The following is a 23,176-nucleotide window of genomic DNA, read 5'->3' as shown; positions in this document are numbered from 1 at the left end:
ACTTCTGCCGCTGTCGGGTGCGTTCGAGTCGCAACCATGTCGTGACGGAAAGGTAGCTATAGCGAGTCCGAGTGGTACGGGATGCCCGGCATCGAGCGCGCAATTGCCGCGCGAGCGGTCATTGCGTGTTGAATTTCCTGGACTATCAACCGACGGCCCGATGGTCCAGTAGTTCGCGGTGGGCTACACCAACTGCTCTTGGGGGGTTTGCGCCTGGCCAGGCAAAGTTCACTCGGCGGGCGTACCGCGGCGCAGCCTCAAGCATCCAACTGCGATGCCCCCGGCGAGCAACGCTGTGCAGGTCGCAACCACAACTGCAACAGGGGCGAAGGCGCCGACCGCGCCGGGGTCGAATGCGGTCACCGATGCGCCGTCGGGTGTAGTTGATGTCCACCCGAAAGTGTAGGGCTGCAACGGAGGTGCGGACAGGCTGAATACGCACAGCATCGTCGGAAGTAGCAGTCCCGCTGCGCTGACGGTGGCATCCGGGGGTCCGGATGACAGCAGTGTGTAGACGATGGCAGCAGGAAGAACCACCGCGTATGCGATCGTCGACAAGGTCGAGTACGGCACCAGGGCTGAAACGCATATCAAGGCCAACACCATGCAGCCCGAGGGGACCGACGGCACCCGCCACGCACACACGGCACCTGCTACCAGGCCGATCGCCGCAAGTGGAACGAGCCACCATGCGTTCCACGCCATCGAACCGACGGACGTGGCCCCCACCGCGAGTCCGGCGCAGATGAACGCCCCACCACGCCCGTAACCAAGCGCGGCACAGGCTATGACCGCGAATGTGAGAACGGCAGCGACGACCCATTGACCGACGGACGCGGTGTAGTCGCCGAAGAACACGTAGGCGACCCACACCGCAAGGGCCGCTATTGCAATTCCCCATTGTCGTGCGTGCTGTTCAAAGTCACTGAGCGTCTGCGTAATAACACCGGCGAACAGCACAGCGCACGCCACCAGAACGATCACCGGCACTACCGGCCCGGGGTAGAACGGGTCTCCCGGTAGGCCGACCGACCATCGAAATTCGTCCGTCGGTTGTTGTGCTGCCCATTCGCCAAATCGATATCCGGCGGCGGCACCGAGAACGAGCGCGACGAAAGTGCCGCGCTGTCGTTGTGCCAAAAGCGCCGACGCGGCAAGCAGGAGACCGGCACCGAGTCCTGCCACCGACACCGACAATACGGTCGAAATATCGACCAGGGCAGGTGAGAGGAGAACGAGGGAACCGAGAAGGCCGGCGATGCTTACGACACCTCGCCTGGGGAGTTGCGCGGCAACACCGATCACGACGAGCGCGGCCAGGATCGCAACAAACCCTGCCCACGCTGGATTCAGAAAAGCCGACGAGACGGAGGAGTCGCGCTCCGCCACCAGCAAATCGGTAGGTGGCGTTGCCAACACCGCCCAACACCCGGTGAACGATCCCGCTGCCGCAGCAGAAGCGGCAGACAGACGATCCCTTCGCGTCATCATGGCGATAACCTAACGCGTTGCTGGCGTACGCGATGGCGGGCATAGGGGTTCAGTCATGGGTGCTGACACTGAGGGTCCTCGGGAAATGTGTTGCCGCCGAAGGCACAGCTGTTCTTCCCTGACGCAGCCGAATTCATCGCTGGCGCGCCGGCCACTTGTGCGCTCCAGACTACTGCGGCGCAGCCCACAAGTACGAAAGGTGGCGGGGCGTGCTCGCGTCAACATCTCTTGACGGTGCGGTCACTGTCGCGAAGCGATCTGCGTTGCGATAATCGAAAGATCCCTCTGCGCAGTATGGTCGGGCAATGTCGTTGACTCATGAGTGGAACCTCCTCGTGACTGCGCTGCGGGACGTGGCACCGGTGACGGCGCGAACGCTCCGGCCATGCGCGTCGACGAGCGCGGTGAAACGGGCCGAGGCGGCGACGGTTCCGTGGCCGGACGAGCTTCGCGAGTTCTTCGGCCTTCACGACGGGCAGAAGGAGGTCGGCGGCGCGGGACTCGTCGTTCCGGCTGGACGTTTGCTGCAGGTCGTGGAGATACCTCAGCGGCATTCCGACATGGTTGAAGTCATGGCGGATATCGTTGCAACAGAACCAGATATGTACGACGGGACCTACGCCGAGATCGTCGACAACCTGGTCGAGGCGGGCGTCGAGGCAGAAGATCACCTGTTCCTACCGGGGTACGTCCCTATCGCAGCATGGGATTCGAATCTGATGTATTGCGACACCCGTTCGGGAGAGATGCGGGGGAGTGTGTCGTACCGATCAGACGACGGCGGGCACCTGGGTGTGCCAACCTGGCCGTCTTTGGAAGCATTTGTTCGCGACGTCAGGTTGGCCGTGACCGATCAGATATCGATCGGCTGGCACACAGCAGCGGTCGACAACGGGGTACTGGACTGGGACATCGTCGAATGACGTTGCGGCAGGGCGAGAGCGCCGAGATGGCGGTACGGGCAGCAGCGGCCTGCCTTGGAGCGACCACCCTCCGAAACACCTGGTGTTGCGGTTCACCCTCGCCGGTGTCGTGCGGGCAGGCGCGTTGTCGGCAGACGGCGGCGTCCAAGTGACCATTACTCCGTGTCGTGACGGCTCACCCGCTCGATGGTTGACCGATCAGAGACGCGACGGGTGGGATCTGGTCACCCGAGGCCCGTCGGGTTACGAGCGTTACGCACGGTTGAGGTTCATCCCGGATCCGACTTACGACGGTCAGCGCGAAATGGACACCAACCTCGCCAACGACGGACAGCCCGAGATCGCCCAGCTCGGAATCGCTGTCTCCGCCCTCGCCCGGTTCACCACGACTGCGGACGTGTGCTATTTCCTGATCTGGGAGGACTACGAAAACCTCGACCACTTCAGGGCCGCGACAGTCTCGATCCCGGAGCGGCCCTGTTACCTCTTCCGAGGTACTGCGGAGGACGTGTCGACGTTGAAGGACGCCCGAGACGACTCTGGTGAGCTGCCGATTACCTGCGTTTGTGTGGCCGGCCGATCGTGCGTGGTGCATCGCCAACGACGTCGACCCCCACTTCGCCACCATCTGCGCCGGCGAGTCCGCTATCTCAGATCTTCTTCGCACCGCACGAATTGATACGACGCCGGACGATCCCACCAGGTACCCACCGTTTTACGGACTCTCAAGGCCACGGCTCGAAGAACGCGTTCGACGCGCTCGCCGAGGCGCAGTCTCTGCAGCGCAACGGTTTCTAGCGGGCGTTCCGTACCCTCGGGTGGCGGTGCCGAACAGGCACCGCTATCCGAGACGCAAGGAGGCACCTCCATGGCTGGAATCGCTGACAAGCTCGACAAAGCATACGAAGACAAGCCGCTCACCGAGCTCGTCGACGCACCCGTCGAAGCACTGCAGGGCGTTAGCCCTGGCGATGCCGAGCATCTCAAGGCCGCATTCAACATCAAGACCATCGGCGATCTCGGACGCAACAAGTACTTCCTCTGGGCGCAGTCGATCGCCAAGCTCGCCGAGTAAGACTCGAGTACGGCACACACGATGAAGCCACAGGACTGGCTACGTCCTGTGGCTTCATCGCAAGCCGACATCGATGCCTGTGGCGTACCTGCACCATCGACCGTCGACAGCGATGCCGTCGACGAGCATGCGCCCACGTTCGCGGCGGAACGGCCCTCGGCGGCTGTCCTCTGATCGGTCGGCCTTCAGCCCGGTACCGTCGCACTGTGACACCGAGACGGGGCAGCACGGTGGGCGGTTACAGCTATCAGTGGTCACTGTTCGCCGATTGGTGCGCTGCGGCCGATGTCAAGGCGCTACCCGCATCGCCGATCACGCTAGCGGAGTTCCTCGCCGAAAACCCCGCCAGCGAAGCGGTCCAGCTGCGCCGGGTTTCCGCGATCAACCGCGCTCACCTCGACGCCGGCCAGCCCGCTCCCGGACGCGTCACCTCGATCCGGATCGCAATGAACTCGATACGTAGCAACAGAACGATCCGGCGTGCCGCGCAGTACCAGACGATCGCGGCCCGACTGCCGACCTCCGGATCGACGACCGCACTGTTCGGTCGCCGCGACGCCGTTCTTCTCGTTCTCGCCGGAGCAGGCCTGGCCCACAAAGCCATTGCCGAACTCGACCGCACCGACATCACCACCGACGACGACACTGTGTGGATCGGCGGCCGCCACCGAATCCGCATCGCCCCCCACGACGCCAGCAATGTCGAGCCGGCCACGATATGGCACCGGTGGCACACCGTCCTGCAGTTCTCCGAGCGCTACCCGTCGACGACGTTGCTTACAGAACATCTGCAGCGCAACACGTTTCCCGATATGACCGGGCTTCCGCAGCGCAGTGGTCCGGTTGCGGTGCCGATCGACCGGTGGGGCCACCTACCCTTGCCAGTCACGGCGATGACCGCCGCCGAGGTCGGAGCGGTGATCACCAGGCACCGCACCGGGGCTTCGCCACTGCACACCCCGCGCAGCCTCCTCGTCAGACCCACCGACGGTGGTACCGATCGGAGTGACCCGATCGCCGCGCCTGAGCCAGTTTCTGTCGAGCTCGACTCCGGGTACTACCGCTCGGGTGTCGAGGCACGTCGACGCGCCCACACGGCGTTGGCCGATGTACCGGACATGGTCGACGACGTCGAGGACCGCATCGAGCAACTCCTGCAACGCACCCTGCAGCTCCTCGATTCATCCACCAGCGGCGACAGCACTTGATGCGGCACGCTCACGATCCGGCACCTAGGTCGTCGTCCAACTCGTCGAGCAAGAGATCGGACACCGCGCCGCTGCCGCAACGTGGGCGCAGCACCTGGATTCCGAGAACCGCGACAGATGACGTTCAAGGCTCAGGCGTGGGCTCGAGACCCGGTCGCCGATCGTCAACATATCTTGACGGCGCGTAGCCGCTCTTCATGCCATCGGCCGACATCGACACCGTAGAGGCGTCGCGGCACTTGCCCTAGCGCCCGGTGCTGCTTGTCGCCATAGCACGCCCGGATCTGCACCGGACTGCTGATCTATTGGAATGTATATAACCATATAAGACTAAGTCTGATACTTATACATACAATCAGATAGTATGAGTGCATGGAGTACGGACTGAACCCCTTCACACCCGGGTCTGGCACCCGACCCCCCGAGCTCGTCGGACGCACTGCCGAGCTCGAACGCTTCGACCTGTTGATTGCACGCGCGAAACAGCGCCGCTACGACCGCGGTTTGATGCTGCAGGGACTTCGAGGGGTCGGGAAGACCACGCTCTTGGCGACCATGGCGGACCAGGCTCGCCGCCACGACTGGGTGGTGGTCGAGGTCGAAGCCCAGACCAGTGTGGAAGGTGCCGAGGCCCTGCGGAGGCGTATCGCCAAAGATATTTCTCGCGCTGTACGGCGTCGCCAGTTCGCCGGCCCGGTCGCGGACAAGATCCGGCAGTTGACCGAAGAATTCTCGATGTCCGCCACAGCATTCGGTGTCGGAGTCGAGCTCGCTCGCTCATCCGGTGCCGAGAAACCTAGCCTGGGGGTCGAATTCGAGGACCTCGTCGAAGATCTCACCGAGGAACTCCGCAAGGACGGCACCGCGCTGGGGCTGTTCATCGACGAGATGCAGGAACTCGAACCGGCGCTCTTGCAGGTGATCCTGGCTACCCAGCACCGCGCGGCTCAGCGCGAGTGGCCGTTCTTCGTGTGCGGTGCCGGCCTGCCGAACCTTGCGCAAGCATTGGCCGACGCACGCTCGTACGCCGAGCGCCAGTTCGACTACAGGACCATCGGTCCGCTCGCCGACGATCAGGCCCGCGATGCGATCGTCACACCCATCACCCGGCTGAACCAGGACATCGATGCCGAGGCAACCGACTACGTCGTCGCGGCGAGCGACGGTTACCCGTACTTCCTTCAGGTGTTCGGTCACGAGCTCTGGCAGGCAGCCCAGCAGTCCCCGTTCACACTCGCCGACGCCGAGGACGCCGTCGACACCGGCCACGCCTCGCTCGATTCCGGCTTCTACAGCTCACGGTGGCTGCGGGCCACCGAAGCCGAGAAACGCTATCTGGTGGCGATCGCACGCAGCGGAACCGATACTCCGCGGACGGCAGCCCTCGCAGAAGCGCTCGGATCGAATCCGCAATCGATGGCACCGCACCGTGACTCCTGCATACGCAAAGGACTCATCTGGTCTCCCGCCCGCGGCCTGGTTGCGTTCACCGTCCCCGGGATGGCGGACTTCATCCGCCGCCAACCCAACGCACCGATTATCTGACCCCAACACCCAAGGACGTCGACTGGATCGACATCGAGCACGTCAATCGCTCACACCATTCAGCATCCACACAGCGCCATTGCACCAAGAGTCCAGTTCGGTCCGGCGTGGCAGCATCCAGCCGCGCTGGAGGAGGACCAGAGCGAGTAGAGCGAACAAGGCCGGTGCTCGGTATCACTCTGAACTCGTGGCCGATGCACACCGTGCGCTAGAACGGGTCCGGTGGGCCGGTGTTCATCACGGCCAGCATGTAGTCGTGATCGGGTGGATCGGCCGGGTGATCGTCGACGATCACGAACACTGATCGATCCGGCTCCGGCGGGGTGCGTGCTTCCTCCCGGGCTGCGAGCCATTCCCGCCAGACGATGCGTTCGGCGCGGTGGCGCACGATGCGGGCACGAACGGCCGAGGTGAGGCCGTGACGATGGCCGATGTCGTCTAGTTCGACGGGCCCGATACCGATGTGGGTGTTCTCGATTGCGAGGAGCCCGGCGACGCGTAGATCCAGCAGAGCCTCGTACCCGCTGGTGCGTCCCATCCCGAGGGCAGTGAACAACTCATCCGCCGTCAGAGGCTCTGCTGCGGCAACTACTGCGTCGTAGAGGACGCGGTGACGCCACCCGATGACACTCCACGCCGGGTGTACCGACTCCACTTCGGCTGGCCCTGCCACGGTATCGACTACCGCCGCTCGACCCGCATGTGTGGGCACTAGTGCGTACCGATCGGGGTTCTGGCCGACTCCGCGTTCGATCAGCAACAGCGGTGAACCTTCCATGTCCCGCAGCCGCTCCAGAACGGACCACACCGTCGATTCCGGGAGCATGCCAGCGGCGATGGACAATGACCGCCCACCGACACCGACGGTGGGCACACCTTCCACTATCTGCCCTGACACTGCGGCAGCCCACGCCAGTGCCTGAACGACTGCATGAGTAGTCCAACGATCCCGGCGATGAAGAAACTCGGACGCGACCCAGGTTTGAGCGTGGGTAAGCCATAAACGAAGAACCGGATCGTAGGTACCCCCTGTGTGCCTTTGCTTGTGCCCGGTATCCCGGACTGGGTCGGAGAGTGTCGATGCGGCCCAGTCGAGGGCGCGGGCAGTGTCGCGGCGGATGGCGCGTTCGGGTTCGGCGTAGCGGGCGTATGCGGCACGCACACCCGCCCATGCAGGCTCAGTGACGCGGGTGAGGATGTCGGTGGCGCTGGCTCCGGCCAGGACTGCGTGGGTGATGACCGATTGGCGTGCTTCCGAGCGTGAAGGCCAGCGGCGGGTGTCGATGCGGCCGGTGCTGGCGAAGTCGAGGACGCAGCGCGGCGGCGGGGCGGAACGGCAGAAACGTGGGTGCAGCCGTGCGTCATCGCTGCTGCCGAGGACGCGTTCAGAGGACGTCTCGGCGCGGATGTGAGTGTCGATCGGGCTGGTGCCCGTACGGCCCGTTCCTCCGAGCAGCGCTTCGAGGCGTTGGAGTGTGCCGGCATCGGACCCGACGGTCAGGATGTCGGCCGCTGTAGTCGGGTCGAGGTCGACGAGGGTGCGGTAGCCACCTTCTTTGCACTGCGAGCCCGGCACGGTGATGCACCCGGTTTTGTGGTTGGTCATCGGTGTGATGTCCAACGTGGGAAGTCGCGCTGCAAGAAGACGTAGCAGTGGCCGGATCTCGTCGGCGGTGACTGTTCTTCCCGGTGCCAGCGGTATCAGCACGTGGCGGCCGCCGCTGGTCGATTGATCGACGACGGCGCGGCCACCGCATTCGGTCAACCAGGCCAGCAGACGCGTCACGTCGGCGACAACGCAGCCGTGGCCATGGTGTTTGGTGTCGAAGTCCAGGGCAACGATGCCGGCGCGCTCGCGTGAGAACAGCGGAACAGCGGAAGGCAGTGCCGGCCTTTTGACCGTCAGCGGCCCCGCAGACACGTATTTACGTGTCGTCGGGTCGTAGAGACGCATCGATCGGCGCGCAGCAATGGCCGGTGCGAATCGACGCCACAGCCGGTCCGCAGTCGCATCCGGGTGGACGACACGAGCATTCAATCTTGTACCTACTTCAGGGCACGATGTACCCTGAGACATGTCCGCCAAGACAGTCCCTTCGGGGAAAGCAGCACAGAACGAGTCGCGAGTTAGTCACTCGCTTCTCTGACTTCAGAAGCCCTCGGCCCGCACGCCGGGGGTTTTTGTCATCTCAAGGTGCTGCGTAGATTTAGTTGGACTAAGACCCGAATGTCGATTCAGGTCGAGACGGCTACGCAGTCAAGGGCAGGACCCCCTGTTCATGCGCGCGATTCAGTTCGCGCGCAAGATCTTCGCGGTCGCTGGCAATCGCGATCAGATCAGCGACGTACTGACTCAGAGATGTCGCGCCAGCCGAGCTTCGCTGCGCCTTGAGCGTGTCAATCAGCTCCGACGGCAGTCGGACAGTCAGCGACGTCCGGTCACCCTTACTGGGCATCGGCATGGCACGGCCTCCTTCGTCTACTTCCGCGGTCCCAACCGGTGTCTATCCTGAACCAGAATCATTTTCGAAGCGTTGAGACACGCCGAGGAAGTCACCAGGAATTACACCTCTGTCATTCAAATGGTCTTCACGCGTTGCCGGTCCACTCTCGCAGCTGCGTCACACAATGGCCGTCGACCAATGTCTGTGGACGTGGTGGACACTATCTGGCATGGAGATCGCCCAAACCATCTCGAAGACTCTGCCTCATCCGCGCTACCGGTTGCCGTTTGCCGGAGACATCGTTGGCCTCGATACTGCCAAGCCGGTTCAAAAAGAGATGGCAATGGCCACCGAGCTAGGGGGGATCTACGAACGCAAGATTTTCGGCCACCGACTCGTGGTCGTCTCGGAACCGGAGCTTGTCGCGGAAGTGAACGACGAGAAGTACTGGGCAAAATTTCTCGCCCTGCCACATCGCAAGCTACGCGCCATCGGCGAAGACGGTCTGTTCACCGCGTTCAACTCGGAGCCGAACTGGCATCGCGCGCATGCTGTTTTAGGGCCGGCGTTCAGCAAAGGGGCCATGCGCGGTTACCACGAAGCCATGCGGGAATCAGTCAACGAACTTCTGACCTCGTGGGATAGCGGATCTGGTTCGGTAGACGCCTACGACGAGTGCTCAAAACTGACCTTCGACGTGATCGGGCGTTGCGCCCTGTCGCATGATTTTGGCTCGTTTCGCCAGGCCGTACCCTTTGCGGACGCCATCGCTCGCGTCCTTCACTATGTGAACAAGTCATCGAACGATGTGCCGATCATCCGCTCTGTCTTAGGACGAAGGGCGACGAGGCAGCACGATGAGGACCTCCAGTTCATACGCCACACTGTCGACTCCCTAATCGAACAGCGAATGGCCCAGCCTGACTCCAACAAAACATCTCCGGATCTGCTCGAACATATGCTCAGCACGCCAGACCCCGATACGGGCGACAGACTGGCCCTGGAGAACATCCGCAATCAGATCATCACTTTTTTAATCGCGGGGAACGAGACAACAGCATCGACCATCGCCTTTGCGTTGCATTTCCTGAGCACGCGGCCCGATGAGATGCAGCGGATACGGGCCGAAGTCGACGCCGTCGCTCCTGATGGCACCGACATCGAGTTCGAGAATGTGCCCAAGCTGCGACGGACACGACATGTAGTCGACGAAACTCTCCGCCTGTGGCCCGCTGCACCCGGCTACTTCCGCAAGGCTCGTGAGCGCGGAGCAACTTCGCTGGGCGGGTACGAGGTACCCGAGGGTTGGGTTTTTGTTCTCCTTCCACAGCTGCACCGCTCCCCGGAGTGGGGGCCAGAGGCAGACAAGTTCAACCCCGACCGGTTCGCCACAGGCCAGGCCAGCGACACCAACCGCCGCATCTACAAGCCATGGGGCACTGGTTTGCGAGCGTGTATCGGCCGCCAATTCGCCTTACACGAGGCAGTGCTTGCGTTAGCGTCCATCGCTCGTCGGTACGAGATTCGGGCAGACCCCGGTTACCAGCTCGATGTGCGCGAAGCAGTGACAATGAGGCCACACGGCGTCAGACTTTCTGTTTCGCGGCGGCTGTGACTGTACCGTCGTCGGTCTAGGTCGATCAGGAAGGGGAACCTGTGGACATCGCGAACAGCTGGCACCTGGTGGAAACCCTGGTGCCGGGACAGATGACAGTCATCAGTACTGGGGGGAAGGTCCGAGATTGGACCAAAATCGATCGCTTGTCACCTGGGCCTGAGTTCGATCTGCATGGTTTTCTGGAACTCACACGCAGTTCTAGCGCCCAGCAAGATGTGCTCTTCAAAGGCCGTCGGCGTGAAGCTCGCATACGCGCAGTACCAGTTCTGGGGCCGTCAGGGGAAACCCACGGCATACAGGTCTGGGTGGGGGACCCGGAGGTCGAACCCGATCCTGTGCGCATCGTTTCCGGAATAGCCTGGCTACTCGAACGCACCGTCATCGAGCAGACGGTCGAGGCTTCCGCGATGTCCGGCGTCTCTGCTGCTGATCACGTACCAGAACGAACCCCGGCTGAGTACAACGCCAAGGCTGTCAAATTCGATGGGTCCGAGGAGTTGTTCGCCCAGGCATTGGTCCCTACACACGGTCAGAAGTGGGAGGGCCCGATGTCCGTTCTCCACGCAGATGGCCGGATCATGCGTTGGCATTGCTGGGGGAGGGGGAGAACTGACCCTCCCAACGTCGGCCTCAGGCTGCTATGGCACGACGTGACAGACACAACGGAACCCGACAAACCGACATTGGCTGAGCTGGGAATGCCGAGCGGCCTCGAGAGCGGTGGAACACGCATCGCTGTATTCGACGGCCGAACCGGGATTTTGACGATGTGGTTACCGGAAGCTCCAACCTGGGTGAAATGGCGTGACCTCACAAGCGGGTGCGGCGTGTTGCACGACGACGACCGAGCGACACTGTCAGATGCTCTGGAAAAGTGGACTTACGATACGTCACCTGTGTCAGCTGATGTACGCGTCCGTGCAATCGACGGCGGCGACGCGACCGGCTGGAAATGGCAGCAAACCCGACTCGAACTACGGCCCTACCCTGGGCAACTTGGTGACCGGCTGGTCCTTGCGGTGCTCCCCGCGCTACAACCTTCCGAGCAGGTGCTAGAGGTTCCCACTCCCTAACTGATCGTGATAGCTTCGCCCTCGGCACCTTCCGCTCTCCCGAAGAGTTGAAGATTTCCTGTCGGCCGCATGGCCCCCAGACGCAGCCTTTTGAGCACCACGTGGAACACATTTCACGTGGCTAACAAGCACGCGTCTTGGAGCCAGAATGTCAATCCAGAGTCAGGTCCCCAGTCAGGCCGGTTCGCCCCGTGGCCGCTTCCGCACACGCTCGTATGCCTCGCTGACCCGTTGCGCCGGGTACCCCAACGCTTCCGCTATCTGGCGGGCGGCCGGCGCGCTCAGTTTGCTCTGCCCGCGCTCGAGCGCCCCGATGTACTGGCTACTGACGCCGATTTCGCTCGCGAGCATCCCCTGGGTCAGCCCCCTGGATATTCGCAGATCACCGAGGTATTCCTCGTCCTCCGGCACTGAGACGAAATCACTGATCTCGCTCCCGAATTCCTTAGCGCATCGAGCAAGGGTGTCTATGCGGGGATGGGACTGGCCTCGCTCCCACTGTGAGTACGTCGTCAAAGCCACTCCGAGAACACGCGCAACCTCGGCACCACTCAGCTTGAGTTCAATTCGTCGTGCCCGCAGCTTGTCAGGTGCGAAACCACGCAACCGACGCCTCACCGATGGAACCTCACGAGAGGACACGATGCCACTTGTCCCAATTCGGTAGCACATAAAGCATGTTTTGATGCTAGTGTATAGACGCGGTTGTTTAGACGATGCGATTGAGGTTCGCCCCTGGGCGTCGGTAGAGCAAGATTCGGCTTACAGACGCACACTGCATCAACCGCAGCGTCCAAGCATCACTGATACGCCAAAGAAAGCGAGAAGCCAACTGACACAGAGTAACTCGAATTAGCAGACTCCAGATGCGCCGTGATTGGTCGTCCCGAAACGCATCCGGAGTCCCCTCCACCTACAGAACAAAGCCCCAATATCGGGCCCAACTTGTATCCGCAGGGGCTCTCCCAGCCTATGCGGATCTAGCAGAACCGCAATCGGATCGGAGACACCTATGACATCTGTCGCGCAACCGCGAACGTTACATCCGGGCTCCACCTGCAATCCCGGCACCGCCCTCTGTCCCTCGGTCAACGACCGTGTTGCGGGCCTAGCCGTGTGTTCGCTCCCAGCCGTGCCCCACCACAGCCACCACAGGCTGATCTGCGAAGAGACCGGCGCGGTGATCGGTGAATGGACTGACGCCAATGCGACGTTCTTGGAACCACTTCCACGGTCTCCGCTCTTCAGCCACGTGGCCTAGTACCCCCAATCTCGACTGACGCCTGAAGAGGCGATCAGTCGCGAGGGTCTACGCGGCGAACTCACTGCACTGAGGCTCCCGTGTAGCCCCTCGGTTGGTGGACCGGCGCGAGGGTCGCGTGGTGACGCTTCGACCTCATCGTGTGCCGAACTGCGCGACCCCGCCGGGACATCGACCACACTCCCACCCCTCCACTGACAGAAAGGAATACGACCGATGCCTTGGATCTTCTCGCAGCTTTGGTTCTGGCTCGGCCTGCTGGGCTGAGCGCTCGTGGATGCCAGCGTGCAACGGACGCGCGCTGGCATCCACTCCCAAGGCATCACCCATCGTCCGCGCTGAGGGATCACCCGAAGGCTGACCCTCGTTTTCGGTCGTTCTCCCAGCGCGGACGGTGGTGGTTCCACCATCAACCACTCCTGTCACACCCGCCCAATACCGCTGCATAGCAGCGACTTACGAAAGGCACCACCACACATGTCTCCCCAGCAAGGAATCGGCGGACGTCACCGCCGCCGCAGAGAACGAGCACTCGTTCTCACTGCCGTGCCCGTCGCCGTCGCACTGGCATGGGGCACCGCAACCGCACACGCGGCACCGCAGGACTTCGTGACCGCACCCGACACCGCCCAGTCCGGCACCACCGACACCACCCCCGTCGCGCCGCCGGCCCCGACCCAGGAACGCCAGTTCCTGCCCGGCTACCAGGCCTCACCCCAGGTCCAGCAGACGCAGTGGCGTAGCTACGACGACTACCGGTCCGGCAACCAGCAGTCCTCGTACCAGACCACCTACTACGAGCCCGCCCCCGCGCCGCAGGCCTCCCCGACCGATGCACCCCCTGCCCTGCAAGCGGCCCCGCCGCCCCCGCCGCCGGTTCCGACTGTGCAGCGCAAGGTCATTGCACCGATCGACGCACCCGAGGGCTACGTCCTCGTCGGCGGCGAGCTCGTCCCGTACGACCCGAACCTGCTCGACCCGAACCTGGTGGAACAGTTCAACAACACCGGAGCCGCCATCCAAGCCGACGGCGGAAACTGGCTCGTGGACAACGGCTTCGCCGACGCACCCCGCGCCGACCGCATCGCCGCCGGCACCGCCACCGGTGTATTGACCGGTGGCGCTGTCGGCCTCGCCGCCTCCGTAGCCCCGGCCGCCGTGATCACCGGCACCGGTGCCGCTATCGGTGGCGCGCTCGGATTGGCGGCGACGACCGTAGCCACACCCGCGGTCATCTGGGCCGGACCGGTGGGGTACATCTTCGTTCCCGGTGCGGCCGCCCTCGCAGGAGCAGGCGTCGGTGCTGCCCTGTCGGCACCGATCGTGCTGGGCCTGACCGGCACCGGCGCTGCCATCGGCGGCATCCTCGGTGCCACCGTGCTCGGCGGCGAGCAGCAAATCATCGAAGAGCCTGCCCCGCTCCCGGCCCCGGCCCCGGTGAGCGTTCCAGCGGTCTCTGCTGCGCCGCTGCTTGTCGAGGCCTCCGGTACCCAGGACACGGTCGACACCACCATCGGGCAGGCAATCAGTGCTGCACCGGTATGGACCGAACCCGCCTACGAGCAGGTTCAGCAGTTCTCCTCGACGGTGCTCGAGCAGCCCGCCGTCGCTGACACGGTAGCCGCGGTGAACACCGCCGTCCCTCCCGTTCTCGACCAGGCGAAAGCAGCACTTGCAGGACTGAACATCGCGGTCTGATGTCCGGGTGCAGCCCGACCACTGCTGGTGGCCGGGCTGCACCCGAAGGTTCGACCCCGTTCGTTCCTCACCTCGACCCTCGGAAAGGCCTGTTGTGGCACCTCGAGACCGCACCACCGACACCGGCGTTGACGACGGCACCGACGACTGGTTCGCCGACCCGGTCGTTGCCGAGACCGACACCGCCGCAGCGGCGTCCGAGTATCCATCCGAACGCAGACTGACGGTCCTGGCAGAGCACCAGGCCGCCGATGTCGATCCGGACGACGACTGGTTCGTCGAGCACCCTACCGACGACATCGCTGTGGACCACCCTGACCGTGGCCCCGCATCCCAGCCAACGGATGCATACGGCTCCTTCGACGAACGGACCTCTCTACTTCGCGCTGGAGGCCCCTACACCGCGCCCACACCTTCGCAGTCCTGGTGGCGACGTCACCGCTCCGCTGTCGCCGTCACGACTGCACTCGCGGTTCTGGTCGGAGGAGGCTTGGGAGCAGCTCTGGTCCTCACCGGCGTCGGTGACGAACCGCAAGCCCCTGCCGCACTGCTGCCCGACGAGATCCTCACCACCACAACGGCTCCGACCTCGACCGCACCCGCAGCGGCCGGTGCCGCCGCAGCCGATGTCACCTGGTGCCGGGGGCAAGCCGACGGTGACCCGGTCACCGAAGACAGCGACGATCCAGGCGCAGTGGCGATCTGGCGGTTCGAGAAGGCCTTCTACTTCGACCGCGACGGGGTCGCCGCCCGCGCCGCAGGGGCACCGGATGCGGTGATGGCGTCCGCACAGCGCCTCCAGACAGGCATCGACCAGCTCGAACCCGACATCGAGTTCTGCGTGCTCGCTGATCCGGTCGACGCGGGGATCTACGACGTCACCGTCGTCGAACGCGGCCCCGGCATCGACGGCCGTATGAGCCGCCAACGGATCACCACCACCAAGACGCAGGACGGCACGACGCTCATCTCCGCCATCGTCCCGCGCTGACCCCCTATGACCAGGCACATCCGCTGGACCCCACTGAAGAAGAGAGAAGCCGTGCACACAACCATCGACCAGGTTCGTCGCCTCACTCCGCGCCTGCTCGCCGCCACCGCCGCGATGACGGTCGCGGTCTCCGCCAGCGGCGTCGCGGCCGCGCAGCCCTCCGCCACACCCACCCCGTCCGGATCGGCGACTACGAGCCAATCCAGCACCGACGGCGACTGCCCGGTGCTGCATCTCGTCGTCGTCCCCGGCACCACCGAGATCGACGAGAACTCCTCTCCCGACGCCGATTCCGGTTTCTTCTCCCGGTTGACCGTTCCGGCGATGCGTGATGCGAACTCCGGTGACGGGCCCGCTCTCGAACGCAGCTACGTCCCGTACCCGGCGAGTTTCGGTGGCAAGCCCGGCGATCGCTCCGCCGTTCCCTACGCCCAGTCCGTCGACATCGGCGTCGAGAACACCACCAAGATGATCTCCGACATCGCAGCACGCTGCCCCGGCACCAAGGTCTTCCTCTCCGGCTACTCCCAGGGCGGCGAGGTCGCCTCCCAAGTCACCCGCGACATCGGAGCAGGATACGGCCCCGTCGACGCCGACCACTTCGCCGGCGCAGCACTGTTCTCCGACCCCACCCGAGCCGAAGGCGAAGACGTCATCGCCGGCGGCGGCTCTACTCCTGCCCCGGCACCGGGAACGAGCGGCGCAGCAGTGGACACCGTCCAACTTGCCCCGGCCGTCGCCGCAGCCGCCCCCGCAGGCGGCGGTATCGCACCGACACCGAAGATCGCAGGATTCGGAGCAGTCTCGGACCGGGTCGCCTCGTACTGCACCGCAGGCGATCTCGCGTGTGACACCCCCATCGACGCCCCCGCCGCCAAGCTCGTTGCCTCCATTGCCGGACAGTCCTCGATGGACACCCGCGACCCCGTCCGGATCCTCACCGACGTCTCCACCGCCGTCGGTCGAACTGCCCTGATGACCGGCGCGTCGGTGATCAACGACAACATCGACTTCGACTCCAAGGCAGGACGATTCGAGGTCAACTCGTCCTCGGAAACAGTGCTGTCGAAGATGGCGAAGTACTCCGACCCCTCCGCCACCTCGACCGACGAGATGATCGACGAAGCGGTCGGTGCGGTCACCAAGATCGCCGGCATGGCCATCGGCGCGGCGATCACCGTCGCCAAGGACGTCATCACCCCCGAGACCATCGGCCAGCTCGCCACCGTCGGGCTCACCAACCCACCCGCAGCCCTCGGCATACTCGCCACCAAGGTGCTGTCCTCGGCGGTCAAGCTCGTACCCCCGGCGACGATCGATTCGGCCGTCGACGTCGCGTTCAAGGAAGTGTCGAACACCATCGACGAGAACGCCGGTCTCGCGCAGCTCGTCACCGACACCTCGTACTGGAACACCGCCACCAAACACGGCTCCTACGACAGTGTTCCGGTCGGATCCCAAGGTGAGACCCCCGTCGAGCTGACCGTGCGATGGATCGTCGCCCTCGCCGCTGACCTGACCGGCGATCAGTCTCTCGCCGACAAGGTCGGGGCAGTGATCAAACAAGGTGCGGCGCTGTTCGCCACCACCGACACCGTCCGCAGCGCCGGGAGCATCCTCGCCGCCCACGCCACCGTCGGAGCCACCGGCACCGCCACAACGACCACAGCGGCCACCACGACGACCCCCTCTGCTTCTGCCGCTGTGCCGACCACCGTCTCACCAACCACCACTCGGTGACCGAGAACGCCGGAGAAGGAGGTGCGCCCGACATGGCCGCACAACCAGCTGAGCACCATGACTACTACCGAGACGACGACGTGTCGGTCACCCCGGCCGGGCTGCGGATACCGCCGCCCTCACGCCGAGCACCGATTCACGACGACCCGGTCGCGGTCAGCGGTCGCCCGCCCGTGATGTGGCTCCTCGCCGCTCACGGGCGCTCCGGCGCAGGCACCCTCGCTCAGATCTGGGCCCCGGCGGGCGATGCTCGCCGGGGCTGGCCCGCAGCCGACCGGCACCGCAATGTCGTCGTCGTCTGCCGCACCGACCGCGCCGGCCTCGACGCTGCCCACGACCTTCTCCTGCAAGCTCAGGCCGGCCTCGTCGGCGACTGCACTCTCCTCGGACTGGTCCTGGTACCTGACGCCCCCGGCCCACTCCCCAAGACCCTGCGCCGATGGGCGGACGTCGTCGCCTCCGCAGCACCAGCGGTGTGGCGAGTCCCGTACGTCGAGGATCTGCGCACCCACAGACAGAACGAACTCGCGATCTGGACACCCACCGAACCCGACCCACCGCCACCCGGCCGGATGCGGGCACTGGCCCCCTCGACGACCAGCCCACACCACGAACTCGCCGCGATCGGGCGGGAGATCTTCACCGCCGCCCGCAATGCGTCAGGCCACTGAACCGCACCCTCTCAACCAACACCCAAGGAGAACACCATGATTGCCAGCCTCACCGCATCGACGACCACGTTCCTCGCGCAGAACATCGGCGATGTCAGCCCCCAAGCACCGGACGGCCCTACCGGGGACAAGATCTTGACCCTGCTGTCCTGGCTGATGTGGGGCTGCATCATCGCTGCCGTCGCCGGGATCATGATCTGTGGCGCGATGCTCGCGTACGAGAAAATCTCCGGCGGAGGCCAAGGCGGCAATGCGACCGGCAAACTCGTCGGCGGACTGTTCGGGTCCATCGTCATCGGTGGTGCCGCAGGCCTGGTCAACATGCTCGTCCTATGACCATCGTGAACTGGACTCTGTGGGGTCTGATCATTGCCTCGATTGTCGGAGTCATGGTTGGCGGCGGTGAGCTTGCGTACGACCAATTCAGGGGCCGCTGGTGTCAGGCCAACCAGCGGGCCATCGGACTGCTGTATGTGTCGATTCTGCTCGGATTCGTTGCTGGAGTGGCGAATACAGTGGTCACGGCGGCGATGACATGAACACCGTCGTGCTCGCGCAACCACCGACCTCACCGGTCGAGTGGCCCGACGAGGTGTGGCAGCCGATCATGACCGGCTTGTCGTGGCTGCTGTGGTTCGCCATCATCGCCTGCATCGCAGCGCTGTTCGTGTGCGGGGCGGTGTTCGTCAACCAACGCAAATCCACCGGCACGCAGATGGTCGAGGACGCCACCCTGGCTCGCATCCTGATCTGCGCTGCGATCATCGGCTCCGCATCCGGCATCGCCCAAGCCGTCCTCGCCTGAGTCCAATCCTACTGCAAACGCACCGAATTCAACCGAAAGGCATCTCTCGATGACCGTCTCGCGCACACTCCGGATCGCCGCAGCCGCAGCGACCGTCCTCGTTCTCGCTGCGTGCGGATCCGACAACGACGACAACCCGGCCACCGGGGCGGTCAATCCGGCACCGGACCTCCGCTCCGCTCCGGCCGAGCTGACCTGGCGCGAGATCGCAGGGGTATCGGTGCCGACATCGCGGGTCGACGGGCCCGCCACCGGGACGTCGGTGAACCGCAGCGGCTACTCCCAGACCCCGCAAGGTGCGGTCCTGGCCGCCATCATCGGCCAGACAGCACTCGCCGTCGCCGACGACCGGGCATGGCCGGAGGTGGTCAACACCGTCACCGCACCCGGGCCCGGACGTGACGAGTTCGCGGCCGCACGCGCCGCCGTCACCGTTTCCGGATCCGTTCCGGCCGACGCTGCACCGAGGTTCGTCGGGTTCGAGGTCACCGACTACACGGACAACCCACTCTCGGCGGCGGTGTCGGTGGCTCAAACCATCGGCGGCGACGACCAGCTCTACGCCTACCCCGTTGCTCTGCAGTGGATCGCCGACGACTGGCGCATTGTCCTGCCGACCACCGAAGAGAACATCGATGCGGTCGAGCTGGACTCGCTCGACGGCTTCACCACGTTGGAGCACAACTGATGAGCGCCCTGACACGCAAACTCCTCATCGGCCTCGCCGTATTCGTCGTCGTCGCGGTCGTCGGCGCGATCGTCTTCGTCATCCCGAACATGAACGACGACGACACCCCGCCGACGACCGCTGGTCCACCGCCGACGACAGCAGCACCTGCCACCGGTGGCTCCGAGCTCGACACCGGCGCGGAAGGGTTCGGTGTTCCCGACGCGGACCTGTCCGGGCGCACTGTGATGGTCCCGAACAACCCTGCCGGCCAACCATTGCCGCAGCGTGAGCCGACCGGGCCGCGTGTCGAATGCACCAACGACGGCCGACCGGTGACGTCCCCGGAGTCGATGATGATCCAACGCAACTTCGGTGTCTCGACCCTGTACTCCGAGACGGATGGGCCGTCGTACATCGACGGCCTGGTCCTCGCCGGCTACACCCGCACCCCGCAAGGCGCGGCACTGGCCGCCGCTAACTTCCTACCCCGCGGCCTCGCGGGCGGACCCGTGGCTGTCGAATCCACGGAGAAGCTCACCCTGATACCTGACGAGAAGATCGGTACCCAGGAGAAGAAAGAAGCAGAACTCGCGAAACCGGTCAACACCGAGACTGTGGCATTGCGGGCACCCATGGCGTTCAAGATCCTCTCCTGCACGGACAGTTTCGCCGTCGTCGAGCTCGCTCAGATCCGCGATGTCGATGACGCCGGTAGACGGATGCAGAACCCGACCTACACAGGACTGCGCCTGAATATGGCGTGGGATGGTGGCACCTGGAAGGTCAGCAAACTCGACGGTGCCACTACTGGCGGCCCGTACAGCTCGCTCGATGGTTTCACCCGGTGGGCACTGTGACCCGCACAGCGGCCTTCGCCGCCCGCGCTGTCGTCATCGCACTGCTCTCACTGATCGCGGTAGTCGGGGCCAGCGGACTCGCCCACGCCCAAGATCCGACACCGGCACCCACACCGAATCTGACCGAGCAGATCAACCCCGACGCCGACGGCAACGACTTCCAGCAACAACGCCGCGAGTGCGTTGCCGAAGGCTCGCCGGTCCTCGGTGACGGTTGGCTCAACGACGCACTCGAGGGAACCGCCGTGGGCGGCTTCATGGACGAGGCACTGTGCCTGGACAACGCGTTCACCGATCACCCCGGCGACGCGTTCTCCACCGCCGTCGACTCCACACTCTCGACATTCTGGGGTGACCCGGTCGGGGACTTCGCCAAATCGGTGATGGAAGGCAACACCCAAGCATTCCGGTCGGTGATGACGTTCTGGATGTCCTCTGGCATACCCGGATTGGCCGCAGAAAACGCCATGTCGGGTCTGCGGAACCTCATCTCCGGGTTCACCGTCGTCGCCTTGTTCGCCTCCATCATCATTGCGATGATCAAGCTCGCGATCGCCCGCAAACAAGCGGTGATGGAAGGGGCCACCGAGACCGCGACCATGTTGGTGCGCACCGTCGTCACTGTGTCACTGCTGCCGATTCTGGTGTTGATGTTCCATCAAGGCGGCGACATCGCCTCGGCATACGCGCTGGAGAAGTTCGTCGGCGGCGATCTGAACGAGAAGATCACCGCCATCACGGCATTCGACGACAAGACCGGTCTCGGCCCGATCCTGGCGCTCGCGTGCGCTGGGTTCGCGTTCCTCGGGTCGGTCGCCCAATTGATCGCACTGTTGATCCGTGAGGCGGTGCTGTGTGTCGTCGTGGCCGTGATCCCGCTCGCTGCTGCCGCGTCGGCCACCGGCACCGGGCGTAGCTCCTACAAGTCGATGATTGCCTTCACTCTCGGCGCGTTGCTGTTCAAACCGGTCGCGACGCTGCTGTACCTGTTCGCGTTCTGGGCGTCGTCGGCGTCGAGCTCCGACCAAATCGCGACGGTCATCATCGGCTCCGTCCTCCTGGCGATAATCGGGTTCTCCCTGCCGACCTTGATCAAGATCGTCGCTCCCGCAGCGGACACCATCTCCGCCGGTGGCAGGGAGGTCGGTCAGCTCGGCGCAGCAGGCGGGGCGGTGATGGGTGCCGGTGGGATGGCTGCATCGCGTGCCCTCGGCTCGGTCGCGAACTCCGTCGGCGGATCCTCGGGTGGCGGCAAGGGCGGGTCTTCGGGTGCGGCCGGTACCGGCGCACGTTCGTCTCCCGGTTTCCAGGGCCGCTACAACGGTGGATCGAGTCCCTCGCACGCGGGCGCATCGTCCGGGCCGATGGGCGCAGCCCGCAGAGTCGGAACGGCCGCTGCATCGGCCGGCCGCACCGGTACCTCGGCAACCCTGCGCGGCGCAGCAGGGGCACTCAAAGCCGCGGGCACCGTCGGCCGCACCGCCGGATCGGTCTCGACCACTCTCGGCTCTGCCGCTGAAGGCGCAGTCGGCAACTACCACGGACGGATTCAACGATGAGCGCGCAGCTCGAGGCCCCGTACGAGCCGCCGATCTATTCGGCAGGTAACCGGCCGCAGAGCACGTTCGCGTTCGGCCTACCGACGAAGGTCATCGCGTACGGTGCAGGGTTTTTCGCGGTCTCGTTCGCAGTCCTGATCTTCGTCCACGTCGTCGTCGGACTGGCTCTGATGGGTGTCGGCGCGCTCATCCTCACCCCTCTGGTCATCGCCCCGAACGGCCGAACCCTCTACGAGACAGGACAACTGAGAATGCAATGGATGCGGCGTAAGCACATCGACAAGTCCACGGAGTACCACGCCGGACCGCACTCGAGGATCCCCGGTGGCCGCTACAAACTCCCCGGCCTGCTCGCCCGCACCAAGGTCTACATGGGAATCGACCGTCACGGCAACGAGTTCGGGATGATCCACAACCCCGACGATCACCGCTACACCGTCGTATTCGATGCCCTCCCGGGCGGTGACGAAGCGATCGTCCAGCGCGACAAAGACCTCTACACCGCCGACTGGGGCGTCTACCTCGCCGACCTCGGACTACCCGGCGACATCGTCGGAGCCGTGGTGGTGGTGGAGAACATTCCCGCAACGGGCCTACGCCTGGCACGTCGCGCCGAACACGAACTCGTCCCCACCGCACCGCCGCTGGCTGCGTCGTTCGTCGAGCAGTCCGCCGTCCGGATGCCCTCGGGTCGCCACCGCACCCTGGCACGGCTGTCGATCACCTTCCGCGCCACCACCCGCGAACGCCAGAAGGACCCCGAAGAGATGGCCACCGAACTGGCCCGCCGCCTACCTGATCTGTACGAGTCGCTCTCCGGGGCCGGGATCGACGCCCAGCCGATGACTGCCGCCGAGATCACCGCGGCCGTGCACCGCTCCTACAACCCCTCGACCGAGAACGACTTCGAGGAACTCGAGATCTCCGGCGAAGAGCACGGCGTGGACTGGGACGACGCCGGACCGGGACGAGCGAAGACCGAGTGGGGTCACTACCGCCACGACGGCGGTGTCTCGGTCGTATGGGAAATGGCAGCACCGCCGGAGTCGGTGTTCACCGACACCGTCCTCAAACCGCTGCTGCAGCCGCACGACGACATCCCCCGTAAGCGATTGACGCTCGTCTACCGCCCCTACACCGCCGGGGATGCCGCGAAGAAGGTCGACAAGCAACACCGAGACGCCCTGCACGCGATCAACTCTCGCGGCAACAAGATCACCTCCGCCGGGTCGGAGAAGCGCCACGAGATCGCCGAGCAGGCCCGCCGCGAGATGGTCTCCGGAGCCGGATACGAACGCTATTCGGCACTGCTGACGATCACCGTCGGATCGGTCGAAGAAATTGCGAACGCGGCCGCCGTCACCGAATCCCTCGCCGCCCGCTCCCGCCTGCGACTGCGGCGTGCGTTCGCCTTCCAGGACGCCGCGTTTGCCGCCGGCCTCGGCGTCGGAGTGCTGCTGCCCGATCAGATCTCCACCTCGATCCTCGTGCGCCGCAGCTAGAGCGCCGCCGACCGCATCCGGCCCACCCCTGCCCGAGAAAAGAGA

Annotated in this window: 23 protein-coding genes; 19 read left to right on the top strand and 4 right to left on the bottom strand. The window is 64.6% G+C overall.

The features are described from left to right. Positions 1–228: 228 nt before the first annotated feature. Complete coding sequence (locus MTX35_RS23915; protein ID WP_243597311.1) at positions 229–1,491, bottom strand: hypothetical protein; 1,263 nt, start codon at positions 1,489–1,491, stop codon at positions 229–231. Positions 1,492–1,796: 305 nt separating this feature from the next. Here MTX35_RS23915 and MTX35_RS23910 point away from each other — a divergent pair, with 305 nt between their 5' ends. From MTX35_RS23910 to MTX35_RS23890, 6 genes are all read left to right on the top strand, one after another. Further along, the gene (locus MTX35_RS23910) at positions 1,797–2,414 is read left to right on the top strand and encodes an SMI1/KNR4 family protein (protein ID WP_243597310.1); all 618 of its coding nucleotides are present in this window, start codon (positions 1,797–1,799) and stop codon (positions 2,412–2,414) included. A gap of 190 nt (positions 2,415–2,604) precedes the next feature. Beyond that, on the top strand, positions 2,605–3,093 hold the full coding sequence (locus MTX35_RS23905) for a hypothetical protein (RefSeq protein WP_243597309.1): 489 nt from the start codon (positions 2,605–2,607) through the stop codon (positions 3,091–3,093). A 189-nt stretch (positions 3,094–3,282) separates the two neighbouring features. Then, positions 3,283–3,489 (top strand): hypothetical protein, encoded by a 207-nt coding sequence (locus tag MTX35_RS23900; RefSeq protein WP_008720325.1) that lies wholly within the window; start codon positions 3,283–3,285, stop codon positions 3,487–3,489. Between the two features lie 48 nt (positions 3,490–3,537). Continuing rightward, positions 3,538–3,663, top strand: a complete 126-nt coding sequence (locus MTX35_RS25840; protein WP_269596439.1) for a hypothetical protein — start codon at positions 3,538–3,540, stop codon at positions 3,661–3,663. Between the two features lie 32 nt (positions 3,664–3,695). Next, positions 3,696–4,697, top strand: a complete 1,002-nt coding sequence (locus MTX35_RS23895; RefSeq protein ID WP_243597308.1) for a hypothetical protein — start codon at positions 3,696–3,698, stop codon at positions 4,695–4,697. Between the two features lie 372 nt (positions 4,698–5,069). Next, positions 5,070–6,242: an ATP-binding protein gene (locus tag MTX35_RS23890; RefSeq protein ID WP_243597307.1), complete on the top strand. Its 1,173-nt coding sequence runs from the start codon at positions 5,070–5,072 to the stop codon at positions 6,240–6,242. Positions 6,243–6,450: 208 nt separating this feature from the next. Here the strand turns inward: MTX35_RS23890 and MTX35_RS23885 are convergent, their stop codons facing one another. Both MTX35_RS23885 and MTX35_RS23880 read right to left on the bottom strand, forming a co-directional pair. Next, entirely contained in the window at positions 6,451–8,280 is a 1,830-nt protein-coding gene (locus MTX35_RS23885) for a hypothetical protein (RefSeq protein WP_243597306.1), read from the bottom strand. A 211-nt stretch (positions 8,281–8,491) separates the two neighbouring features. Next, entirely contained in the window at positions 8,492–8,704 is a 213-nt protein-coding gene (locus MTX35_RS23880) for a hypothetical protein (protein ID WP_032370879.1), read from the bottom strand. A 211-nt stretch (positions 8,705–8,915) separates the two neighbouring features. Between MTX35_RS23880 and MTX35_RS23875 the strand changes: the two genes are divergently transcribed. Together MTX35_RS23875 and MTX35_RS23870 are read left to right on the top strand one after the other, a co-directional pair. Further along, positions 8,916–10,301: a cytochrome P450 gene (locus MTX35_RS23875; RefSeq protein WP_243597305.1), complete on the top strand. Its 1,386-nt coding sequence runs from the start codon at positions 8,916–8,918 to the stop codon at positions 10,299–10,301. Positions 10,302–10,342: 41 nt separating this feature from the next. After that, positions 10,343–11,377: a GAF domain-containing protein gene (locus MTX35_RS23870; RefSeq protein ID WP_243597304.1), complete on the top strand. Its 1,035-nt coding sequence runs from the start codon at positions 10,343–10,345 to the stop codon at positions 11,375–11,377. Between the two features lie 174 nt (positions 11,378–11,551). On the opposite strand, the gene MTX35_RS23865 is transcribed toward MTX35_RS23870, so the two are convergent. Continuing rightward, a complete protein-coding gene (locus MTX35_RS23865; RefSeq protein ID WP_094685989.1) occupies positions 11,552–12,049 on the bottom strand; it encodes a helix-turn-helix transcriptional regulator in 498 nt (165 codons plus the stop codon). Between the two features lie 1,066 nt (positions 12,050–13,115). Between MTX35_RS23865 and MTX35_RS23860 the strand changes: the two genes are divergently transcribed. The 11 genes from MTX35_RS23860 to MTX35_RS23810 all read left to right on the top strand — a co-directional run bounded on the left by MTX35_RS23860 (position 13,116) and on the right by MTX35_RS23810 (position 23,131). After that, positions 13,116–14,336, top strand: a complete 1,221-nt coding sequence (locus MTX35_RS23860) for a hypothetical protein (protein ID WP_243597303.1) — start codon at positions 13,116–13,118, stop codon at positions 14,334–14,336. 94 nt (positions 14,337–14,430) lie between these two features. Further along, positions 14,431–15,327, top strand: coding sequence for a hypothetical protein (locus MTX35_RS23855; RefSeq protein WP_243597302.1), 897 nt, complete (start codon positions 14,431–14,433; stop codon positions 15,325–15,327). A gap of 6 nt (positions 15,328–15,333) precedes the next feature. Continuing rightward, a complete protein-coding gene (locus MTX35_RS23850) occupies positions 15,334–17,067 on the top strand; it encodes a cutinase family protein (protein ID WP_243597301.1) in 1,734 nt (577 codons plus the stop codon). Between the two features lie 32 nt (positions 17,068–17,099). Then, positions 17,100–17,738 (top strand): DUF6668 family protein, encoded by a 639-nt coding sequence (locus MTX35_RS23845; RefSeq protein WP_243597300.1) that lies wholly within the window; start codon positions 17,100–17,102, stop codon positions 17,736–17,738. A 36-nt stretch (positions 17,739–17,774) separates the two neighbouring features. Continuing rightward, positions 17,775–18,074, top strand: a complete 300-nt coding sequence (locus MTX35_RS23840; RefSeq protein ID WP_051364808.1) for a hypothetical protein — start codon at positions 17,775–17,777, stop codon at positions 18,072–18,074. After that, positions 18,071–18,277 (top strand): hypothetical protein, encoded by a 207-nt coding sequence (locus MTX35_RS23835; protein ID WP_032386870.1) that lies wholly within the window; start codon positions 18,071–18,073, stop codon positions 18,275–18,277. Before MTX35_RS23840 ends, MTX35_RS23835 begins: the two co-directional genes overlap by 4 nt. Beyond that, a complete protein-coding gene (locus MTX35_RS23830) occupies positions 18,274–18,543 on the top strand; it encodes a hypothetical protein (RefSeq protein ID WP_243597299.1) in 270 nt (89 codons plus the stop codon). Before MTX35_RS23835 ends, MTX35_RS23830 begins: the two co-directional genes overlap by 4 nt. Before the next feature lie 49 nt (positions 18,544–18,592). Further along, on the top strand, positions 18,593–19,231 hold the full coding sequence (locus MTX35_RS23825; protein ID WP_243597298.1) for a hypothetical protein: 639 nt from the start codon (positions 18,593–18,595) through the stop codon (positions 19,229–19,231). Next, positions 19,231–20,070 carry a hypothetical protein gene (locus tag MTX35_RS23820; RefSeq protein WP_243597297.1) on the top strand — a complete coding sequence of 280 codons (840 nt, stop codon included), beginning with the start codon at positions 19,231–19,233 and terminating at the stop codon, positions 20,068–20,070. Before MTX35_RS23825 ends, MTX35_RS23820 begins: the two co-directional genes overlap by 1 nt. After that, complete coding sequence (locus tag MTX35_RS23815) at positions 20,058–21,629, top strand: hypothetical protein (protein ID WP_243597296.1); 1,572 nt, start codon at positions 20,058–20,060, stop codon at positions 21,627–21,629. Before MTX35_RS23820 ends, MTX35_RS23815 begins: the two co-directional genes overlap by 13 nt. Continuing rightward, positions 21,626–23,131, top strand: a complete 1,506-nt coding sequence (locus MTX35_RS23810; RefSeq protein ID WP_068426425.1) for an SCO6880 family protein — start codon at positions 21,626–21,628, stop codon at positions 23,129–23,131. Before MTX35_RS23815 ends, MTX35_RS23810 begins: the two co-directional genes overlap by 4 nt. Positions 23,132–23,176: the final 45 nt, after the last annotated feature.

Source organism: Rhodococcus sp. ARC_M12 (genome assembly GCF_022810385.1).
GTDB lineage: Bacteria > Actinomycetota > Actinomycetes > Mycobacteriales > Mycobacteriaceae > Rhodococcoides > Rhodococcoides navarretei.
The sequence above is the reverse complement of the archived record's forward strand: the minus strand, read 5'-3'. Positions and strand labels throughout refer to the sequence as shown.

Excerpts from the sequence above, each read along its gene's own strand:
- MTX35_RS23820 (WP_243597297.1), top strand. The coding sequence starts at position 19,231 with ATGAGCGCCCTGACACGCAAACTCCTCATCGGCCTCGCCGTATTCGTC.
- MTX35_RS23875 (WP_243597305.1), top strand. The coding sequence starts at position 8,916 with ATGGAGATCGCCCAAACCATCTCGAAGACTCTGCCTCATCCGCGCTAC.
- MTX35_RS23880 (WP_032370879.1), bottom strand. The coding sequence starts at position 8,704 with ATGCCGATGCCCAGTAAGGGTGACCGGACGTCGCTGACTGTCCGACTG.
- MTX35_RS23865 (WP_094685989.1), bottom strand. The coding sequence starts at position 12,049 with ATGTGCTACCGAATTGGGACAAGTGGCATCGTGTCCTCTCGTGAGGTT.
- MTX35_RS23830 (WP_243597299.1), top strand. The coding sequence starts at position 18,274 with ATGAACACCGTCGTGCTCGCGCAACCACCGACCTCACCGGTCGAGTGG.
- MTX35_RS23810 (WP_068426425.1), top strand. The coding sequence starts at position 21,626 with ATGAGCGCGCAGCTCGAGGCCCCGTACGAGCCGCCGATCTATTCGGCA.
- MTX35_RS23890 (WP_243597307.1), top strand. The coding sequence starts at position 5,070 with ATGGAGTACGGACTGAACCCCTTCACACCCGGGTCTGGCACCCGACCC.
- MTX35_RS23910 (WP_243597310.1), top strand. The coding sequence starts at position 1,797 with ATGTCGTTGACTCATGAGTGGAACCTCCTCGTGACTGCGCTGCGGGAC.
- MTX35_RS23840 (WP_051364808.1), top strand. The coding sequence starts at position 17,775 with ATGATTGCCAGCCTCACCGCATCGACGACCACGTTCCTCGCGCAGAAC.
- MTX35_RS23835 (WP_032386870.1), top strand. The coding sequence starts at position 18,071 with ATGACCATCGTGAACTGGACTCTGTGGGGTCTGATCATTGCCTCGATT.
- MTX35_RS23900 (WP_008720325.1), top strand. The coding sequence starts at position 3,283 with ATGGCTGGAATCGCTGACAAGCTCGACAAAGCATACGAAGACAAGCCG.
- MTX35_RS23825 (WP_243597298.1), top strand. The coding sequence starts at position 18,593 with ATGACCGTCTCGCGCACACTCCGGATCGCCGCAGCCGCAGCGACCGTC.
- MTX35_RS23850 (WP_243597301.1), top strand. The coding sequence starts at position 15,334 with ATGACCAGGCACATCCGCTGGACCCCACTGAAGAAGAGAGAAGCCGTG.
- MTX35_RS23860 (WP_243597303.1), top strand. The coding sequence starts at position 13,116 with ATGTCTCCCCAGCAAGGAATCGGCGGACGTCACCGCCGCCGCAGAGAA.
- MTX35_RS23915 (WP_243597311.1), bottom strand. The coding sequence starts at position 1,491 with ATGATGACGCGAAGGGATCGTCTGTCTGCCGCTTCTGCTGCGGCAGCG.
- MTX35_RS23845 (WP_243597300.1), top strand. The coding sequence starts at position 17,100 with ATGGCCGCACAACCAGCTGAGCACCATGACTACTACCGAGACGACGAC.